Annotated in this window: 16 protein-coding genes and 2 pseudogenes; 6 read left to right on the forward strand and 12 right to left on the reverse strand. The window is 42.0% G+C overall.

Features of this window, described 5'->3' with window-relative positions:
* Positions 1 to 2 precede the first annotated feature (2 nt).
* The 7 genes and pseudogenes from ACJMKR_RS10225 to ACJMKR_RS10255 all read right to left on the reverse strand — a co-directional run bounded on the left by ACJMKR_RS10225 (position 3) and on the right by ACJMKR_RS10255 (position 6,084).
* Positions 3 to 971 carry a zinc transporter ZntB gene (locus ACJMKR_RS10225; RefSeq protein ID WP_423062966.1) on the reverse strand — a complete coding sequence of 323 codons (969 nt, stop codon included), beginning with the start codon at positions 969 to 971 and terminating at the stop codon, positions 3 to 5.
* 87 nt (positions 972 to 1,058) lie between these two features.
* Entirely contained in the window at positions 1,059 to 1,853 is a 795-nt protein-coding gene (locus ACJMKR_RS10230) for a thymidylate synthase (protein ID WP_423062967.1), read from the reverse strand.
* A 4-nt stretch (positions 1,854 to 1,857) separates the two neighbouring features.
* The gene (locus tag ACJMKR_RS10235; RefSeq protein WP_423062968.1) at positions 1,858 to 2,253 is read right to left on the reverse strand and encodes a hypothetical protein; all 396 of its coding nucleotides are present in this window, start codon (positions 2,251 to 2,253) and stop codon (positions 1,858 to 1,860) included.
* Between the two features lies 1 nt (position 2,254).
* Positions 2,255 to 3,040, reverse strand: a complete 786-nt coding sequence (gene lgt, locus ACJMKR_RS10240) for a prolipoprotein diacylglyceryl transferase (protein WP_423062969.1) — start codon at positions 3,038 to 3,040, stop codon at positions 2,255 to 2,257.
* Between the two features lie 3 nt (positions 3,041 to 3,043).
* Positions 3,044 to 3,781: a sulfite exporter TauE/SafE family protein gene (locus tag ACJMKR_RS10245; protein ID WP_423062970.1), complete on the reverse strand. Its 738-nt coding sequence runs from the start codon at positions 3,779 to 3,781 to the stop codon at positions 3,044 to 3,046.
* A 216-nt stretch (positions 3,782 to 3,997) separates the two neighbouring features.
* Positions 3,998 to 5,062: pseudogene (locus ACJMKR_RS10250) on the reverse strand (IS256 family transposase); the annotation flags it as partial.
* 44 nt (positions 5,063 to 5,106) lie between these two features.
* On the reverse strand, positions 5,107 to 6,084 hold the full coding sequence (locus ACJMKR_RS10255; RefSeq protein WP_423062509.1) for an IS5 family transposase: 978 nt from the start codon (positions 6,082 to 6,084) through the stop codon (positions 5,107 to 5,109).
* Positions 6,085 to 6,651: 567 nt separating this feature from the next.
* Here ACJMKR_RS10255 and ACJMKR_RS10260 point away from each other — a divergent pair.
* A complete protein-coding gene (locus tag ACJMKR_RS10260; protein WP_423062971.1) occupies positions 6,652 to 7,239 on the forward strand; it encodes a hypothetical protein in 588 nt (195 codons plus the stop codon).
* A gap of 64 nt (positions 7,240 to 7,303) precedes the next feature.
* On the opposite strand, the gene ACJMKR_RS10265 is transcribed toward ACJMKR_RS10260, so the two are convergent.
* From ACJMKR_RS10265 to acnA, 3 genes are all read right to left on the reverse strand, one after another.
* Positions 7,304 to 7,990: a LexA family protein gene (locus tag ACJMKR_RS10265; protein WP_423062972.1), complete on the reverse strand. Its 687-nt coding sequence runs from the start codon at positions 7,988 to 7,990 to the stop codon at positions 7,304 to 7,306.
* A 160-nt stretch (positions 7,991 to 8,150) separates the two neighbouring features.
* Entirely contained in the window at positions 8,151 to 9,128 is a 978-nt protein-coding gene (locus ACJMKR_RS10270) for an IS5 family transposase (protein ID WP_423062509.1), read from the reverse strand.
* 107 nt (positions 9,129 to 9,235) lie between these two features.
* A complete protein-coding gene (gene acnA / locus ACJMKR_RS10275; RefSeq protein WP_423062973.1) occupies positions 9,236 to 11,902 on the reverse strand; it encodes an aconitate hydratase AcnA in 2,667 nt (888 codons plus the stop codon).
* A 247-nt stretch (positions 11,903 to 12,149) separates the two neighbouring features.
* Here acnA and groES point away from each other — a divergent pair, with 247 nt between their 5' ends.
* From groES to ACJMKR_RS10295, 4 genes are all read left to right on the forward strand, one after another.
* Positions 12,150 to 12,437 carry a co-chaperone GroES gene (groES, locus tag ACJMKR_RS10280; protein ID WP_423062974.1) on the forward strand — a complete coding sequence of 96 codons (288 nt, stop codon included), beginning with the start codon at positions 12,150 to 12,152 and terminating at the stop codon, positions 12,435 to 12,437.
* Positions 12,438 to 12,467: 30 nt separating this feature from the next.
* Positions 12,468 to 14,114, forward strand: a complete 1,647-nt coding sequence (gene groL, locus ACJMKR_RS10285; RefSeq protein WP_423062975.1) for a chaperonin GroEL — start codon at positions 12,468 to 12,470, stop codon at positions 14,112 to 14,114.
* Positions 14,115 to 14,570: 456 nt separating this feature from the next.
* Positions 14,571 to 16,316 carry a proline--tRNA ligase gene (locus tag ACJMKR_RS10290; protein ID WP_423062976.1) on the forward strand — a complete coding sequence of 582 codons (1,746 nt, stop codon included), beginning with the start codon at positions 14,571 to 14,573 and terminating at the stop codon, positions 16,314 to 16,316.
* A 136-nt stretch (positions 16,317 to 16,452) separates the two neighbouring features.
* Positions 16,453 to 16,731, forward strand: a complete 279-nt coding sequence (locus ACJMKR_RS10295; protein ID WP_423062977.1) for a transposase — start codon at positions 16,453 to 16,455, stop codon at positions 16,729 to 16,731.
* Positions 16,732 to 17,158: 427 nt separating this feature from the next.
* Here the strand turns inward: ACJMKR_RS10295 and ACJMKR_RS10300 are convergent, their stop codons facing one another.
* The gene (locus ACJMKR_RS10300) at positions 17,159 to 17,368 is read right to left on the reverse strand and encodes a hypothetical protein (protein WP_423062978.1); all 210 of its coding nucleotides are present in this window, start codon (positions 17,366 to 17,368) and stop codon (positions 17,159 to 17,161) included.
* A gap of 198 nt (positions 17,369 to 17,566) precedes the next feature.
* Between ACJMKR_RS10300 and ACJMKR_RS10305 the strand changes: the two genes are divergently transcribed.
* Entirely contained in the window at positions 17,567 to 18,751 is a 1,185-nt protein-coding gene (locus tag ACJMKR_RS10305) for an acyloxyacyl hydrolase (RefSeq protein WP_423062979.1), read from the forward strand.
* A 219-nt stretch (positions 18,752 to 18,970) separates the two neighbouring features.
* Here the strand turns inward: ACJMKR_RS10305 and ACJMKR_RS10310 are convergent.
* Positions 18,971 to 19,181: pseudogene (locus ACJMKR_RS10310) on the reverse strand (IS481 family transposase); the annotation flags it as partial.
* Between the last annotated feature and the right edge of the window lie 16 nt (positions 19,182 to 19,197).

Here is a 19,197-nt window from a genome sequence, read left to right on the forward strand (position 1 = left end):
TATTACATCCATCTCTTACGTCGTAAAATTTGAAACGTAACGATAACGATCCCTAAAATAATGCCGCACACAATTTCAAAGGCCCAGTTGTATCCGGCACCAGGAACACCGCCGACATTAATGCCCAGCAAGCCGGTGAGAAAAGTAATGGGCAGGAAAATTACGGCAACGACAGACAACACATACATCCGCCGATCCATTTGCTCTGCCAAACGGGCTGTCAATTCTTCTTGTGAGATGGATGCACGCTCTCGTGCGGAATCTAAGTCTTCGATGTAACGTATGATACGATCGCTGGCCTCACGAAAATGAAGCCGATCAGCCGAACTAATTAAAGGCGTTTCTTGAATTTGCAGGCGATAAAGTGCTTCACGTTGTGGTGCAAGATAGCGACGAATTTCTATTATCTGACGACGCAAATCCGCAATTTTAGGGCGGAGCAAGTGACTGCGCTCAACCAACACATCATGCTCAAGCCCATCAACCTGTTCATCGATATCATCCAACACATCGGCAATGCGGTCGGTTATGCGATCATTTAACATGATCAAAAATTCAATCGGCGTTTTTGGACCATTCCCCTCAGCAATTTCTTGTCGCAAATCTGAAAGAGAAAGTAATCGACGATGCCGCGTTGAGATAATTCGATTTTCATCAATCCAAGTTCGAATGGACACCATGTCTTCGGGGTCTTGACCTGGATTGGAATTCACACTGCGAAGAAATGTTAAAACACCACCTGACGTTATGACACAACGAGGCCTGGATTCTTCGGCAATCATTGCTCTCGCTGTGATTTTATCAAGCCCGCTTTCTTTGAGGAGCCAATTTTTAGCTTTTTTCGTTGTGTAATCGAGGTGCACCCAAAGGATGCCCTGGTCTTTGGACCAATTTTGAATCTGATCCCAGCCAATTTCTTTTGCCCCTCCCTTGCTATCGAGAATGTAGGCACAGACTAAGGCGTTTTCCATACTTCAGCATCCGTCTTGAATGAATAGTATTTATTGTAACCAGGGCGTGAGGGGATTGCTAGAGGTGCCTTAAACGTCTGGCATTATCTAAACCGCTACAGGCGCTTTAATAGCAGGATGAGGCTCGTAATTGATAATTTCAAAATCATCGAAATTATAATCGAATAATGAATCGAGTTTGCGTTTAATTATGAGTTGCGGTAAATCGTGCGGTTTTCGAGAGAGCTGCTCACGAACTTGGTCCATGTGATTATTGTAAATATGACAATCACCGCCCGACCACACAAACTCACCCACGTCTAAATTGCATTGTTGCGCCACCATGTGTGTCAGCAAGGAATAAGAGGCAATATTAAAAGGTACACCCAAAAAAGCATCGGCTGATCGCTGCGTTAATTTACAAGAAAGTTTGCGATCAGCAACAAAAAATTGAAATAACAAATGACACGGCGGTAATTTCATTTCATTTAACTCACCCACATTCCATGCGCTGACAATTAAACGGCGCGAGTTCGGATTCGTTTGAATTTGAGTGAGAAGTTGCGACATTTGATCGACCACGCGACCATCGGGACACGCCCAGCGTCGCCATTGTTTTCCATAGATTGGACCCAAATCTCCATTTTCATCAGCCCATTCATCCCAAATGGATACACCGTGATCGTGTAGAAATTTTAAATTAGTATCACCGCGCAAAAACCACAACAACTCGTAAATCACACTTTTTATGTGCACTTTTTTCGTGGTGACTAATGGAAAACCGTCCGCTAAATTAAATCGCATTTCATAGCTGAAAGCACTGCGAGTGCCAACACCGGTACGATCCGATTTTTGAATACCGTTATTGAGAATATGTTGCAGAAAATCGAGATACTGTTGCATAGTTTTATGGATTACTTTGTGTTACGGGTTCTGTGGTTTGTTGTGCCGTTTGCGTTGGGGGATTTCCCCGTCCACCGGGACTCATGTTCGTTTGTGCGATCATCGTAATTACCAGAATTAGCCACACCACCCACACTAACGACAAGGTATGCGGCATGGCTTCGCGCTTGAACATCCAAAACACCATAGCCACAAGAAGACCGCCCACGAGTGGAATGATTAACAATGAGACCATATCCTGAATCAGACGACCCACTGCATCATCCGAAAAAATCATATGCAGTGAAACAGCAATATAATTATGGACATAAATCAAGCCATCGAGTATGTGACTCAATTGAGTCTTAAAAAATATCGCACATGCCGACAGCAGGATGATCAGAATGATTTGTTTAATCATTTTAACGCTCCTTGTAACGATAAACCCACCACAATGCTATACATCCTATCAATATCATGGGAAATGACAAGAGCTGTCCCATGGTGAGCCAACCAAAGGCGATGAACCCTCGTTGTGGATCAGGCTGGCGAAAAAACTCAGCAAGAAATCGGAAACAGCCATAACAGACCAAAAATAAGGCCGCAACTGCAAAGGGCGGGCGTCTTTTTGAGGAAAACGACCATAAAATGATAAATAAAAGGACACCTTCGAGCAGGAATTCATAGAGTTGAGAGGGATGACGCGGCAGCAGTCCCGCTTTTGGAAAAATCATTCCCCAAGGCACTGTAGTCACCCGCCCCCATAATTCCCCATTGATAAAATTCCCCAAACGACCCGCCGCCAAGCCAATTGGCACTAATGGTGCAGCAAAATCGATGACATTCACCCAATATTTTTGATGAACGCGCGCATAAATCCACGTCGCGATGCCAACACCCGCTAGGCCACCATGAAATGACATGCCACCATCCCAAAGCTTGAATAAAAGCAAAGGATTGTGAAAAAAGTTGATCGTATCGTAAAAAAGCATATAGCCGAGTCGGCCACCGATAATTACTCCAATCGCGCTATAAAAAATCAAATCAGCTACTTGCTGGGGATTCCAACCACTACTGGGTTTTCGCGCGCGATACAACGCTAACCACCAGGCGCCGATAAAGCCTACCAAATACATAAGTCCATACCAATGAACTTTCAGCGGCCCCATCTTAAACGCGATGGGGTCAAAATGAGGGTACTGCAACATAACTTATCCGATAAACAAATGGAGGCTCACTAATAATAAAAATACGGCAAACAAGCGCCTCAACAAAGGAGCGGATATACGATAAGATAGTGCCGCCCCTAAAGGAGCAAACAGTATACTGCCAACCACCACAGCTATCCAGGCCGGCCAGTAAATATAGCCGGTGCTCCAAGCCGGTAGGCCCTGAGCATACATTCCTGTTAACCCAACAACAACTCCGATAATTGAAACCGTTAAGCTCGTAGCGATTGATACCATCATGGCCGTTCGCAGCTCAATGTTACAAAATAATAAAAAGGGAATCATCACCGAGCCACCACCAACACCAAGCAATCCCGACTTTCCACCAATCAACAATCCCATTCCCCACATACCACAAGAACCCGGCAAGTTGCGATGAGGGTTAACTTTTTTTCCCAATAACAGGTGCAATCCAATCAATGCTATAAAAACTGCGAAAATAATGGCGATGACTCGACTATGCAAATAGTGTGCGAAAATAGCTCCCAAAATGACGCCGATGACAATGCTTGGAAGCATACGCCGATAAATATGCCAAAATTTAGTTTTATGACGGCGATGCGCATAAAGCGCACGCAATGCGGTACCGATCATGACTGCGAGCGAAGTGCCGGCTGCCATATGCATGATGATAGGGCTCGGAAAATGTTGCAGTCGAAACAGCAATGCCAAGCCAGGCACAACAATAACACCACCACCGACACCTAACAACCCCGACATCGTGCCCGCAAAAGCACCGAGAATGAAATATAAAATAATAAGAACAGAAATATCGATCAATGTCGTACACTCACCCTAACCCCAGGGACTGTTTATTAGTTTGTGTAAATCGCGTCAGTCAGAATTATGAATCAGCCATTGTGTTAACTGATTTTTTAATTTTATCAAAAACTACATTGCGTTCAAATTAATTTCCTCTCTTATGAATTTTAAGTTTTATACAAAATCCGCCAGGCGATCTTCAAACATAAGGGCAAAACGATTCATGGCGGCACCCCAGTCTCGAATCGGCATGGTCCATTTTTTGGCTATATTTTTTAACCCTAAATAGAGTTGTTTTAAAGCGGCATCGTCCGACGGAAAAACTCGTTTATTTTTAATAACTTTTCGGATACTCATGTTCAGTGATTCAATAGCGTTAGTGGTATAAATCACCCTCCGAATTTCTGCCGGATAAGCAAAAAATGGCACAATGCGCTCCCAATGAGTCAACCAACTTTTGGCAATCGAGGGAAATTCAGCATCCCATTTCTCAGAGAAACTCGTCAGCGCCAATTCTGCTTCTTCAACCGTACTGGCCGAATAAATAGCTTTTAAGTCAGCGGCCACTTCTTTTTTCTTTTTCCAACCCACATAGCGCAATGAATTCCGCACCATGTGTACAATGCAAAGCTGTACTTGAGTGTTAGGATACACAGCGCCAATCGCATCAGGAAAGCCCGTTAGCCCGTCAACGCAACAAATCAGGATATCTTCTAGGCCTCGATTTTTTAACTCCGTTAATACATTCAACCAGAATTTAGCGCCCTCATTTTGGCTAATCCAAATACCTAGCAATTCTTTTTGCCCATCGATATTAATTCCTAAAGCCAAATACAATGCCTTATTGATAACCTTTTTATCTTGCTGCACTTTAATCACTAAAGCGTCCAAATACACAATCGGATACACCTTGTCCAACGGACGACTTTGCCAAGCCTTCACTTCTTCAATCACTTCGTTGGTTACTGTAGAAATGAGACTCGAACAAATAGTTGTGCCATACAAATCTTTCAACTGATCTTGAATATCACGGGTAGTCATACCCCGTGCATAAAGACTCATAATTTTGTCATCCAAATCATCAAAGCGGGTTTGATGTTTTGGAATCAATTGCGGTACAAACTCATTGTTACGATCACGAGGAACCTCAATGGTCATCTCGCCATCTGTTGTTTTGATCGTTTTTTGGCTGTGCCCATTGCGGGAATTACCACTATTGTTGCCAGACACTTCGTGTTTTGGCTTTGTTGCCTAACCTCACGGCTTTGTCTGTGTCGCAAAATTTAGGCGCAACGATAACTCGCCGGCATTCCTAGCCGTGTCATTTTATTTAACACACCACAACCGATCATTGATTCGATTTTTTGCCGTACAAAATCTCGAGCATGTAACGTACTACCCAATATTCTTTTGTAGCGTTGAATCGCCAACTCTGAATAATTCCGATAACCGTATTGTCTTATTCGTTGCCAAGCCATTCGGCCCAATGCTTTTAGTTGCTTAACATTACCATTACGTTGTGTATGATTATTTTTATCATAAACAGCATCACTATCAGGCGGCATTATTATAGCGGCTCCTTTAAAGTAATTTGATAATATTTCATAAACAGGATTCTTATCGTAGGCACCATCGGCGCTGACATGGCCCACTTTGCAAGTAAGTTGCTTTGATAACGTTGCAACGCTTTGGCAATCCGCCGTAAAGCGATCCGTTAAATCATTACCATGAATAATATGTTTATTATCAACGGCTATATGCAATTTACGCCAACTCCGTTTGGCTGATAATGTATATGTTTCCTGATGCCATTCACCTCTGCCAAACCGTTTTAACCCAGTGGAGTCAAGGGCGATAGCCACAACGCTTTTATCTGCCGATTCCGTTTTCCTGTAACGAGGCGACTGAATAGTTAAAAGCGCTAACCGTTTTGACAAGCAACTGTAATCCGGTGATTTTATATTAAGGGCTTTCATCTTGAAAATTGAATTCATAAACCCTTGACATTGCCTCAACGCTAAACGAAAAACTTGCCGAATTTCATGGCACGTAATGATCGCAAGATCCGTGAACTTTTGGGGTGCGCCTTTGCCATCATACACACGATCTTTTTCATACCACGAATGAATAATATCATCGGATATCCAGATTTCAATATTGGCACGATTGCGTAATGCATTATTATATTCACGCCAATTGCTCACCTTGTATTTCTGCTTGGGAATCGTCCAGCCTTTTTTGTTTGGATATTTATTTGGCATATGAGGCGCCCTCTGCTTAAAAATCGTGGGGTGCTGATTATAATATAGACAGCAAAAATTACATAGATTGTTCATGTTTTAGTTAGGCAACAAAGCCCTGTGCTGTCGTACTCTTCCCAGCAATCCTCTGCCTCAGTAGCGGTTGTTAAGTAATTGGTCGGTTTTTCCTTGAGGTCCATGTTTTGGGTTCCTTCGCTCCAGCCAGTACTTATGGTTCTTAAATAGTAACCATAAGTACCCTTTATGTCAATACTAAAAGTTACTTTTCTGTGGGGTATAGGGTAGACTTGCATCTTTAGGATTACTGAGAGCCTAGCCCCAGGGTCGGTATAGTAATATGTTGAATATGGTTTTCCAGAAACTTATAATGAAGCTGACACTTTAATTTAAAGATTTTTTTAGGAAATTATGTATGCAACGAAAACATCACAACATCATACAGCGCAAAAATCCACGTACGGGGCATTACGTGAAAATTGATCGATCAAAGGGAAAAATATTGTCGCACAAGTCAACACCTGGGCCGTATAAGAACGTGCCTATTGCGCGAAGCACAGGAAAAAAATAATGAGATTATATTTGTATAATCCTGTTTCTGGTGATGTCTTAACTCATAAACCTAAATATCGACCAAAAACTTGTTTTATTATGACGAAAATAGGGCCCCAAATAACTAAGGAAATAAAAACTATAAGAAAATCTCTTGCCAAACACATTAAAGACCATGGCTTCCATGAACTAGACGCAGAAAAAGAAATACATGGCCGTGATTTTTTACAGAAAATATGGGAGATGATTCTTTCGGTGCCAATAGGAATCGCTATAATTAGTGATGATTTATCAGTTAATACTAGAGCGAACATATTTTATGAATTAGGCTTGCTTCAAGCTTATGGCAAGGAGACGATCATTATAAAAACTAAAAATGCCAATATACCATCAGATTTCATAAGAACTGAATATATTGAATTTGAAAATAATAAATACAAAAAATTTGGGGATGATATAAAAAAATATTTCAGAAAGATAGAAGAACGTGCTAATTATTACGTTGATTTATCTAAAGATACACGCAAGGTTAGAGCGCTTTCACAAGATTATTTACATCGAGCTTATTTGATTACTGGCGATGAAAAATTATTAACACAAAAATAAAATTTCTCGCCATTACTACTAAATTCTAGTTATGAAAGTTGAATAAAAGAATTAGATTGTGTGCTCAAAAATTGGGGTCAAGTTGATAAGTAACAATTCCTATAACCTCAGTTCCTTCTTCAATTTTTTGTATAGGATATCTTGGATTAAGCGGTTTCAGCCACCTATGAGAGTCCTCAAGAATGAATTGCTTAAAAGTGGCTTCACTGTAATGATTAATGGTAGCAACCACAAAATCACCTGGTTTAGGTTCGCGATTAGGAGTAATAATAATTATTTGACCTGGCAAAAATGATTTTTCAAAAAAATTCGGTGAAATCATTGATTCACCTTTTATACGTAACGCGTAACTGTCTTTACTGCACTTATCAACCGGCACCGGAACAAACTCAGCTTCGTCTGTAGTGGCTGGATTCATTGCGCTTCCATTTCCTGCGCATACCCAGTCAAGAATAGGAACCCACCTAATCAACAAATTTTTGTTCATGTGGGCAGTATTCAAATTTTTATTTTTTGCATTAGGAGATACATCACCTTTGCCAGATATAAGCCATTCAACATTAACATTAAATCTATTTGCGATTTCAATAATTCGAGAAGTTTTAGGAGTTCCTTCTCCTTCAAGCCATTTTCTAACACCTTTTTGTGTAAGTTTAAATTCTTCGGCCAGAGCTGCTTGCCTCCCTTTTCCTTTTCGTGGAAAGCCATGCAGATCTAAAATATGGTTTAGTCTTTCTGAAAAGGTTTTCATGTCATTCATTCCTCGTAAAAAACCCTTATTTTTATTATAGTTAGAGTAAAGGTAACTTTCATTGCCTTTCTTGGTTGCATAAGGTAACTTTATGTGCTAAAAATAGTTACCATGATGGGCTTTGTTGCCTAACCTCACGGCTTTGTCTGTGTCGCAAAATTTAGGCGCAACGATAACTCGCCGGCATTCCTAGCCGTGTCATTTTATTTAACACACCACAACCGATCATTGATTCGATTTTTTGCCGTACAAAATCTCGAGCATGTAACGTACTACCCAATATTCTTTTGTAGCGTTGAATCGCCAACTCTGAATAATTCCGATAACCGTATTGTCTTATTCGTTGCCAAGCCATTCGGCCCAATGCTTTTAGTTGCTTAACATTACCATTACGTTGTGTATGATTATTTTTATCATAAACAGCATCACTATCAGGCGGCATTATTATAGCGGCTCCTTTAAAGTAATTTGATAATATTTCATAAACAGGATTCTTATCGTAGGCACCATCGGCGCTGACATGGCCCACTTTGCAAGTAAGTTGCTTTGATAACGTTGCAACGCTTTGGCAATCCGCCGTAAAGCGATCCGTTAAATCATTACCATGAATAATATGTTTATTATCAACGGCTATATGCAATTTACGCCAACTCCGTTTGGCTGATAATGTATATGTTTCCTGATGCCATTCACCTCTGCCAAACCGTTTTAACCCAGTGGAGTCAAGGGCGATAGCCACAACGCTTTTATCTGCCGATTCCGTTTTCCTGTAACGAGGCGACTGAATAGTTAAAAGCGCTAACCGTTTTGACAAGCAACTGTAATCCGGTGATTTTATATTAAGGGCTTTCATCTTGAAAATTGAATTCATAAACCCTTGACATTGCCTCAACGCTAAACGAAAAACTTGCCGAATTTCATGGCACGTAATGATCGCAAGATCCGTGAACTTTTGGGGTGCGCCTTTGCCATCATACACACGATCTTTTTCATACCACGAATGAATAATATCATCGGATATCCAGATTTCAATATTGGCACGATTGCGTAATGCATTATTATATTCACGCCAATTGCTCACCTTGTATTTCTGCTTGGGAATCGTCCAGCCTTTTTTGTTTGGATATTTATTTGGCATATGAGCCGCCTTCTGCTTGAAAATCCTGGGGTGCTGAGTATAATATAGACAGCAAAAATTACATAGATTGTTCATGTTTTAGTTAGGCAACAAAGCCTAAGGCAAAATTAATTTAACATATTTCTCAAAACGTACTGCAAAATCCCACCATGACGGTAATATTCAAGCTCGTTTTCTGTGTCGATGCGACAACGCAGTGTCACTTTGTCTTGTGAATTATCACTGCGATGAATAATCATTGTTACATCAGCGCCCGGCTTTAACGAATCATCCAAACCAATAATGTCCATCGTTTCAGTACCGTCGAGTTTTAATGTTTTACGATTCATGCCGTCTTTAAATTCTAAAGGCAGCACACCCATGCCGATTAAATTAGAACGGTGAATGCGTTCAAAACTTTCGGCAACGGCAGCTTTAACACCCAACAATCGTGGACCTTTTGCTGCCCAATCACGTGAAGAACCGGTGCCATATTCTTTACCCGCGACAACAACCAAAGGAATATTGTCGGACTTATATTTCATCGCTGCATCGTAAATAGAAAGCTGTTCGCCATCGGGATAGTGTTTTGTAAATCCGCCTTCAACGCCCGGAACCATCTCATTGCGAATACGAATATTCGCAAAAGTGCCGCGCATCATGACCTCGTGATTACCGCGACGAGAACCGTACGAATTAAAATCTTTAATTTCGATACCATGAGAAGTTAAATACTCACCCGCTGGGCTATTGGGTTTAATGGCACCGGCTGGGGAAATATGATCTGTCGTAACACTATCGCCTAATAATGCCAACATGCGCGCACCGTTAATATTTTTAATAGGTTCTGGTTTAATGCCCATGTTTTCAAAAAAGGGTGGGTTTTGAATGTAAGTGGATGTTGACTGCCATTCGTAAGTATTTCCTGCAGAAACATCGATCGCCTTCCATTTTTCATCGCCTTTAAAGACTTCGGCGTATTCTTTACGAAACATATCTTCATTAACTTGCGATACCGCTGCTTCGATTTCCGTGTGAGAAGGCCAAATATCTTTTAGAAAAACGGGCTCGCCTTGCGCATTTTCACCAAGCGGTTGCTTGCTTAAATCGATTCGCGTTGTGCCCGCAAGAGCAAATGCGACAACCAATGGTGGTGAGGCCAACCAATTCGCTTTCACTAAAGGATGGATGCGCCCCTCAAAATTACGATTCCCAGATAAAACAGCGCAAGCAATAAGATCTTTCTCTGTTACTGTCTTTGCAACGGCTTCTGGCAATGGACCAGAATTACCAATACAGGTGGTGCAACCATAACCTGCTAAATAAAATCCGAGTTCATCGAGATATTTCATTAATCCCGTTTTGTCTAAATAATCTGTAACAACTTTAGATCCGGGTGCCAATGATGTTTTTACCCACGGCTTGGTTTTCAACCCTTTTTCAACCGCTTTTTTCGCTAATAATCCAGCCGCCAACATGACGCTCGGATTGGATGTATTGGTACAACTCGTAATTGCAGCAATAACAATATCGCCGTGATGTAAATCAAAATCACCGGAACTGCTAAAAGCCTCATCGAGTTCATCTGCACGTTCGGCTGCGGTAATAACATTTTCAGTAACAGAACGTAACTTTGATAATGGCACGCGGTCTTGCGGGCGCTTTGGTCCTGCCAAACTCGGTTCAACAGTTGATAAATCGAGTTTCAGTGTGTCGGTAAAAATAGGTTCTGGTCTATTTTCATCATGCCACATACCTTGTGCCTTAGTGTAGGCTTTTACAAGCTCGAGGGTCTTTTCGTCGCGACCGGATAATTTCATGTATTTGATGGTTTCTTCATCGATCGGGAATAATCCACACGTTGCACCGTATTCCGGAGCCATGTTTGCTATCGTCGCGCGATCTGCAACAGGCAAATCTTTAAGACCAGGACCATAATATTCTACAAATTTCCCAACAACACCTTTTTCACGCAGCATCTGCGTCACCGTTAATACTAAATCAGTAGCCGTAATGCCTTCGCGTAATTTTCCTTCGAGGCGAAAACCGATTACCTCAGGAATTAACATCGAAACCGGTTGGCCTAATAATGCAGCTTCTGCTTCGATGCCGCCGACACCCCAACCTAACACGCCCAAGCCATTAATCATGGTAGTGTGACTGTCCGTGCCGACTAATGTGTCGGGATACGCGACTATTTCGTTATTTATTTCTCTAGACTGAACACCCTTGCCCAGGTATTCCAAATTGACTTGGTGGCAAATACCTGTGCCTGGTGGCACCACGCTAAAGTTATTTAAAGATTTTTGTCCCCATTTTAAAAAAGTATAACGTTCAAGGTTGCGCTGCATTTCGATGCGAACATTATCGGTAAAGGCATTCTCTGTGCCGAATTCATCGACTTGCACGGAGTGGTCAATGATCAAATCAACTGGGCAGAGTGGATTAATTTTTTGTGGATCACCTTTTAATTTGAGCATAGCATCGCGCATAGCGGCTAAATCAACGACAGCGGGCACACCCGTAAAATCTTGCATCAGCACGCGTGCAGGTCGATAGGCAATTTCGCGCGTAGATTTTTTATTGTCGAGCCAAGTTGAGAAGGCCTCTATATCGTTTTTTGTGACTGACTGGCTGTCTTCATAGCGCAGTTGGTTTTCGAGTAACACCTTGAGTGAAAAAGGGAGTCGGCTAATATTCTTCAGACCTGCCTTTTCGGCGGCTGGTAAACTGTAGTAATGAACCGTCTGATTGTTGACGGTCAATTGGTCGCGCGATTTGAATGAATCTGACATAGATTTCTCCGTTCAAGTGTTAACTATTTAACGATGCTGAGAATACCATATCCTAATCCTGAATCCCTAATCTCGGGACTTGAAATCTTGACATATGCCCCTATATGTCTAATCATTGGCGGTCATCATTGGGTTTTTGGCTGGTGAGCCTCTGCAAACCCTCATTGAATAGACCATTTTTAGATGCGCTAAATAAATACGGCGTGAAAATCGATCGTCTTTAAATCTATAAGGAGAGGTTACGAGTATGAATATACGTCCTTTACATGACCGAGTAGTCATTCGTCGTCTGGAAGAAGAGCGCACCTCTGCGGGTGGGATCGTTATTCCAGATACTGCAACTGAGAAGCCTTCCCGTGGCGAAGTTGTCGCGATTGGTGCTGGTAAAATGCTAGACAACGGTGAAGTCATCCCATTGGCCGTTAAGGTTGGTGAGAAGATTCTATTCGGCAAATATGCCGGCACTGAAGTTAAAATTGCTGGTGAAGAATATGTTGTGATGCGCGAAGATGACATCATGGGCGTCATTGAATAATTAAAATGGATAACAAGAAGAGGTACTAAAATGGCAGCAAAAGTTTTGAAGTTCTCGCAAGAGTCGTTACATGCCCTCAATCGAGGTGTCGATATCTTAGCGAATGCGGTTAAAGTGACGTTGGGTCCCAAAGGTCGCAACGTCGTATTGGATAAATCATTTGGTGCGCCAACCATCACTAAGGATGGTGTGAGTGTCGCCAAAGAAATCGAGTTGGAAGACCGATTTGAAAATATGGGCGCGCAAATGGTTAAAGAAGTTGCCTCACGTACGTCGGATGACGCAGGTGATGGTACAACTACTGCGACTGTGCTGGCTCAAGCTATTTTGTATGAAGGCATTAAAGCAGTCACTGCTGGTATGAATCCTATGGATCTTAAGCGCGGTATCGATAAAGCGGTTGCCGCTGCCGTTATTAAGTTAAAAGAGATTTCTAAACCTTGTGCCGATGACAAAGCTATTGCACAGGTGGGCACGATTTCGGCCAACTCGGATGAAGCGATTGGTAATATTATCGCTGAAGCGATGGCTAAAGTGGGTAAAGAAGGTGTCATCACCGTTGAAGATGGTTCTGGCCTTGAGAATCAACTCGATGTGGTTGAAGGTATGCAGTTTGATCGCGGTTATCTGTCTCCTTACTTCATCAACAACCAACAAAACATGACTGCCGAACTTGAATCGCCTTATATATTGTTGGTCGACAAGAAAATTTCTAATATTCGTGAGTTAATTCCGTTGTTAGAAGGTGTTGCAAAATCTGGCAGACCTTTATTGGTGATTGCTGAAGATGTGGAAGGTGAAGCGTTAGCGACTCTTGTGGTCAATAACATTCGCGGTGTGGTTAAAGTTGCTGCTGTAAAGGCACCTGGTTTTGGTGATCGCAGAAAAGCGATGTTGCAAGATATTGCTATTTTAACGGGTGGAAAAGTTATTTCTGAAGAAGTGGGTTTATCGTTAGAACAAGCGACGATCGATGACCTTGGTTCTGCGAAGCGCGTTGTTGTTACCAAAGAAGACACAACCATTATCGATGGTGCGGGTGATGCGGGTGACATCAAAAATCGCATCGGTCAAATTCGCGCTGAAGTGGAAGCTAGCTCTTCGGATTACGATCGTGAAAAACTTCAAGAACGCTTGGCTAAGTTAGCTGGTGGTGTAGCGGTGATTAAAGTTGGTGCTGCTACTGAAGTTGAAATGAAAGAAAAGAAAGCACGTGTTGAAGATGCGCTTCATGCAACGCGCGCTGCCGTTGAAGAAGGCATCGTGCCTGGCGGTGGTGTTGCCTTGATTCGTGCCTTGAATGCGATTCGTGATCTTAAAGTTAGCAATGAAGATCAACGCGTTGGTGTTGAAATCACCATTCGTGCGATGGAGGCGCCTCTACGTCAGATCGTTTCGAATGCCGGTGAAGAGCCTGCTGTGGTGCTTTCTAACGTTAAAAGCCATAAAGATGTTAATTATGGTTACAATGCGGCTTCTGGTGAGTATGGTGACATGGTTGCCATGGGTATTCTTGATCCAACTAAGGTCACGCGTACGGCGTTGCAAAATGCAGCTTCAATCGCTGGCTTGATGATTACAACGGAATGCATGGTGACGGAAGCACCTAAGAAAGAAGAGCCAATGCCTGCTGGTGATATGGGTGGCATGGGCGGAATGGGTGGCATGGGCATGTAAAACGCCTTCTTTTTGCACACCTCATAAAAGAAAACCCCGCCTATAGCGGGGTTTTCTTTTTCTAGCTAGACCATTTACAGGAGCCAGCATTGTTCAGGGGTCTTTGCTTCGCAATGATTAATGTCGGTTGATTCCGTAATTTCATCCTACGCCCGATCGCCCATTCTTGTCAATTGAAAAGATGGTGTCAGATTTGCATTAACTTTTGCAACTTATTGTTTTCTATTATAATTTTTATCGAAATTTATGCAAATACGGTACATACTTGCTGAAAGATAGCGCCAAACTTGTACTAGTACAAGTTTGTACGCCGTGTTCAAATGTGTGTGCCGTGTTTGCACTAACTCATCCAATTTTTTATAAAAAAACAGTTACATGTAAAAGTTAATGCAAATGTGACACATCCCTTGAAAAATGATGCAATCAATCAAACGAATTTGATACACTTGCTCCACTATGAAGATCTCAAAATTTTTATTAGCCACTGTAAAAGAAGTCCCATCAGATGCAACGCTGGCAAGTCATCGTCTGATGTTACGTTCTGGGATGTTGCGCAAACTTGCTAGCGGATTGTATAGTTGGTTGCCACTCGGGCTTCGTGTTTTACAAAAAATTGAAGCAATCGTTCGTGAGGAAATGAATCGCAGTGGTGCATTAGAATTATTAATGCCAGTGGTTCAACCCGCTGAACTTTGGCAAGAATCACAGCGATGGGAGTTTTATGGAACTGAGCTGTTAAGGTTTGTGGATCGCCATGAAAATCACTTTTGTTTAGGTCCCACACACGAAGAAGTGATTACCGATATTGCGCGCCAAGAGTTGCGGAGCTATAAACAGCTTCCCATAAATTTATATCAGATTCAAACAAAATTCCGTGACGAAATTCGCCCGCGATTTGGTGTGATGCGATCGCGTGAATTTATTATGAAGGATGCCTATTCATTTGACCTCGATCAAGAAGGTATGAATGTAGCCTATCAAAAAATGTATGATGCCTATGTACGAATTTTCACGCGCTTAGGTTTACGTTTTCGACCCGTGTTAGCGGATACTGGTGCCATTGGTGGTGATTACTCGCATGAATTTCAGGTGCTAGCAGATGTAGGTGAAGATGTCGTTGTGTATTGTGATGAGAGCGATTATGCCGCAAATATAGAAAAAGCAGAAGCGCAAACGCCTCAAGGAAAGCGTCCCAAACCATCAGCACCCCTGAAAAAAATTGCGACGCCTGATGTGCGTACAATTCAAGACCTAAAAAACAGACATAGCGTGTCAGAAAAAGAGGGTGTAAAAACATTAATTGTAAAAGGTGAGGAATCACCTTATGTGGCATTGATTTTACGAGGCGATCACGAATTAAACTTAATAAAAGTGGGAAATTTACCAGACGTTGCCTCGCCCGTTCAATTTGCAGAAGATAGCGAAATTAAAAAAGTCATTGGATGTGGCCCTGGTTCGTTGGGTCCAGTTAATTTAAACATTCCATGCATTGTTGATCCTCAAGCGGCACATTTAGCAGATTTTGCATGTGGTGCTAACGAAGAGGGATTTCATTATATTAATGTAAACTGGGAACGTGATGTAAAGCTCGAAAAAATTGCCGACATTCGTAATGTGGTGGAAGGTGATGTGAGTCCTGATGGAAAAGGACCCTTAAAATTTACACGAGGCATAGAAGTTGGGCAAGTGTTTCAATTGGGTGATAAATACAGCCGAAAAATGAATGCATCGGTACTAGATGAAACTGGAAAAAATGTTTTTTTACAAATGGGTTGTTATGGTATTGGTGTGTCACGCATTGTCGCAGCAGCTATCGAACAAAATCACGATGACAATGGAATCATTTGGCCAGACTCAATGGCACCGTTTATGATCGCACTAGTACCGATGCAAATGCACAAGTCGTATCGCGTACGCGAAGCCGCAGAGCAAATATATAAAGAGCTAACCGAAGCGGGTTATGATGTATTATTTGATGATCGAAAAGAGCGCCCGGGTGTGATGTTCGCGGATATGGATTTAATCGGCATTCCGCATCGTTTAGTTGTGGGTGAGCGTGGTTTGGATAAAGGTGTGATTGAATATAAATCCCGACGAACCGGTGAAGTGATTGAAATTCCTCAGCAAGAGCTAATGGAGAAATTGGCTGCTCGAGGATTGATTCCTGCAACGCATCTCTCGTCAGTTAGTACGTCAGCATAGGAGTTTCTGGATAGCTTTCTTGGTCGTTGTCAAGACTGATCCTCATTTTTTCCAATGCTGCCTCAACCTCTAATGGTAATCCTCCCGTAAACTAAGTCCAGTCAAAAGTAGAGATTTCTGAGATAGTATCTTTACTATGAAAAAATCGAGATTTAATGAGTCACAAATATTTAAAATTTTAAAAGATGCGGAAAATGGCTTATCGGCGATTGAGGTGTGTCGTCAGTATGGTATTAGACAAGCAACTTTTTATAAGTGGAAAGCGAAATACAGCGGCATGGAACTATCGATGTTAAAACGGCTGCGTGAGCTTGAACGGGAAAACAAGCGATTAAAACGCATGTATGCAGACTCTAAGATGGGCACTGAGATTCTCAAGGAAGCCCTTGAAAAAAACTTCGACAACGGCGAATAAGAAAGCAGATGGTGCAATGGGCTGTGGGCGAACACCCATCGATACGTTAATTGATGGCAAACAAATCTGGAAGGAAAAGTTTTTTGATTAAGCTTTAACTGACAGTCACTTCGTCAAAACTAGAAACTGTCAGATTAAGTGTGAGCTACTACATGATCTTTCACACAGTAGTTCATCAGACAAAGGCGGTTAACAAACTTAGACAAGATGGCATGGAGATACCAGATGAGGTGTTAGCTGGATTTTCACCCTACTGGCGCGATCTTCTGAATCATTTTGGCGTTTTTACGCCTAATGTGGGCAGAAATACTATTGAGATTGAGTATGAACTAGCCAATATTTGAGATTTGGTCCTTTTTAACCAGGATACCGGCCGCACCTCTATCAGAGATCATTCAGAATTTATACAGTAATATACCCTGGAGTTTTATTTTTTTTCAGAAAGGTTTAATAATTTTTTGTAAGTATGAGCCGATGCACGGCATGGAGCATCGCGACACGCTTGTAGAGGCTCCTTTAAGTAGCCGCGCACCACCGATGCGCGCCATGGAGAGCGAAGCGAAGGCGCGTATTCCGCGGTAGGCTCGGATTTTTTGCCGAGCGTAAGCGACTGCAAAAAATCTTTACGAGCCGTCAAGTCATTTGAGAGCCCGTGCGTAGTCGAGCCGTGAGGTCGCGGAGCGCGGGCGACGAGGACGTCCGCGGCTATTTAAGTTGTCGCGTATTGCGAGTCGATTATTGACAGGGATGGCAATAATCTATCACGAGCATCGCGACACGCTTGTGTTGAGAGATGCTTTAAAAGACTTGACTTTATTTGTGTGTAAGGAACATTATGCGTGGAACTATATTAATAGGCGCTTTAATTACATTGCTGCCAACATTCAGTTATGCCACAGAAGCAAAAACACAATTTCCGAAGCTGTTACAAAATGCCTACTTTGGGTTGCAGCTTGGCAGCGTGGGCTACCCTTTTACTAATCAAAAATTAATCCCTGGTTACCAGGCTTTAGAAATAAAAATCCCACACGCAGCGGTACGCGCAATTTTAGGTCACCAATTTAATCGTTATTTAGCAGCACAAATAAGTTTGATGCGACCTTTTTATTGGGTTAGGTATAACGATCTCAATGGTGATAAAAAGAGTCATAGTGTTTGGATCAGTTTATTTGGAATTACATTAAAACCAAGCGCGCCTATTACAAAGCGATTATCTATATATGGTGAAGGAGGAGTTGGCATTGTTTCTCGGCATGGCATTACTATCGGAAATACGTCTGTACTACCTGATGCACACTATATAACGGCTATGTTAGGAGCAGGGCTACAATATCGTATAAGCCGACATTGGTCAGCTAATGCTGGGCTTATTTATTCTCCGGGTAGTCATCATTATAGACAACCGCATACACTTTTTCTTGGCGCGGGCATACAGTATTTATTATCGCCATTGTCTCCAAGAACTGTGGAAAATAACGCCCTTTCTGGATATTTCTTCCCAGACCGACTTATACAAGTTGGCTATTCAACAGACAAAGTTGGTTTTGGGGCAAATAACCTTTTTGGGAAAAAATTACATGTTTTCTGGGCCGGTGCCGTTCGTGTGAAACAGGGTTTTACGGCTAGTTATCAAAAAAATATTTTCCATACGGCCAAATATTTTTCATTAGGATGGGGTGCGAGCTATTCCTATTGGACAAGCAGCTTAAAGAATGAAAGTTTTAGTGCAGTCTCGATATTCCCTATTTTTAGATTTTGGCTATTGAGAACCAAAATAATGGATTTTTATTTCGATTACTCTTTGGCTGGCCCTGCTTATCTTACGCAGAAAAATTTAGACACTATCAACACGGGGAAAAATTTTACTTTCCAAGACTATATGGGGATCGGAGCATTTCTAGGAAAATCACGACGTTTCAACATTGAAGTAAGGATTATACATTACTCCAATGGAAACTTATTTTCGCAAAATCCTGGCATTGCTGTGCCACTTGTTTTTAATCTTGGCTATGCATTTTGATGTAGACCCGAATTTCCGGACACTTCATAATCCAAAATGAGGAGCTGTCCTACCCTGACGCATCAAATTACGGAAGTTAATATTTCAATGGCTTGCACGGTGGACTCAAAATTTTCGTCGCGCTAAAATGGCGATTTTTCACACTTATCCTGACTAAATTTTATACATAAGGAGCCTTGTTGCATGAGTAACTCAGCTAAAGAGTTTTATGAGCATTCCTCGTCCCGCACCCTTGAATGTGCCCACATAAAAGGTATCCTGAGAGCCTAAATCTCCCGGATGGACTGTTTCAATCTCCCCACGGGCTTCATCGTCATACTTCTTTTTTTCAAGCGCGGCAACTTGTGCTTCACTAAGAACTTCCTTCTTCAGCAACTTTAGCTTCTAACGCCTTTAAGCGAAATTTAAAGCTTGCTAACTCATGCCGTAATCATAAGTTTTTACGA

It is taken from the genome of Candidiatus Paracoxiella cheracis (assembly GCF_049348705.1).
Lineage (GTDB): Bacteria > Pseudomonadota > Gammaproteobacteria > Coxiellales > Coxiellaceae > Paracoxiella > Paracoxiella cheracis.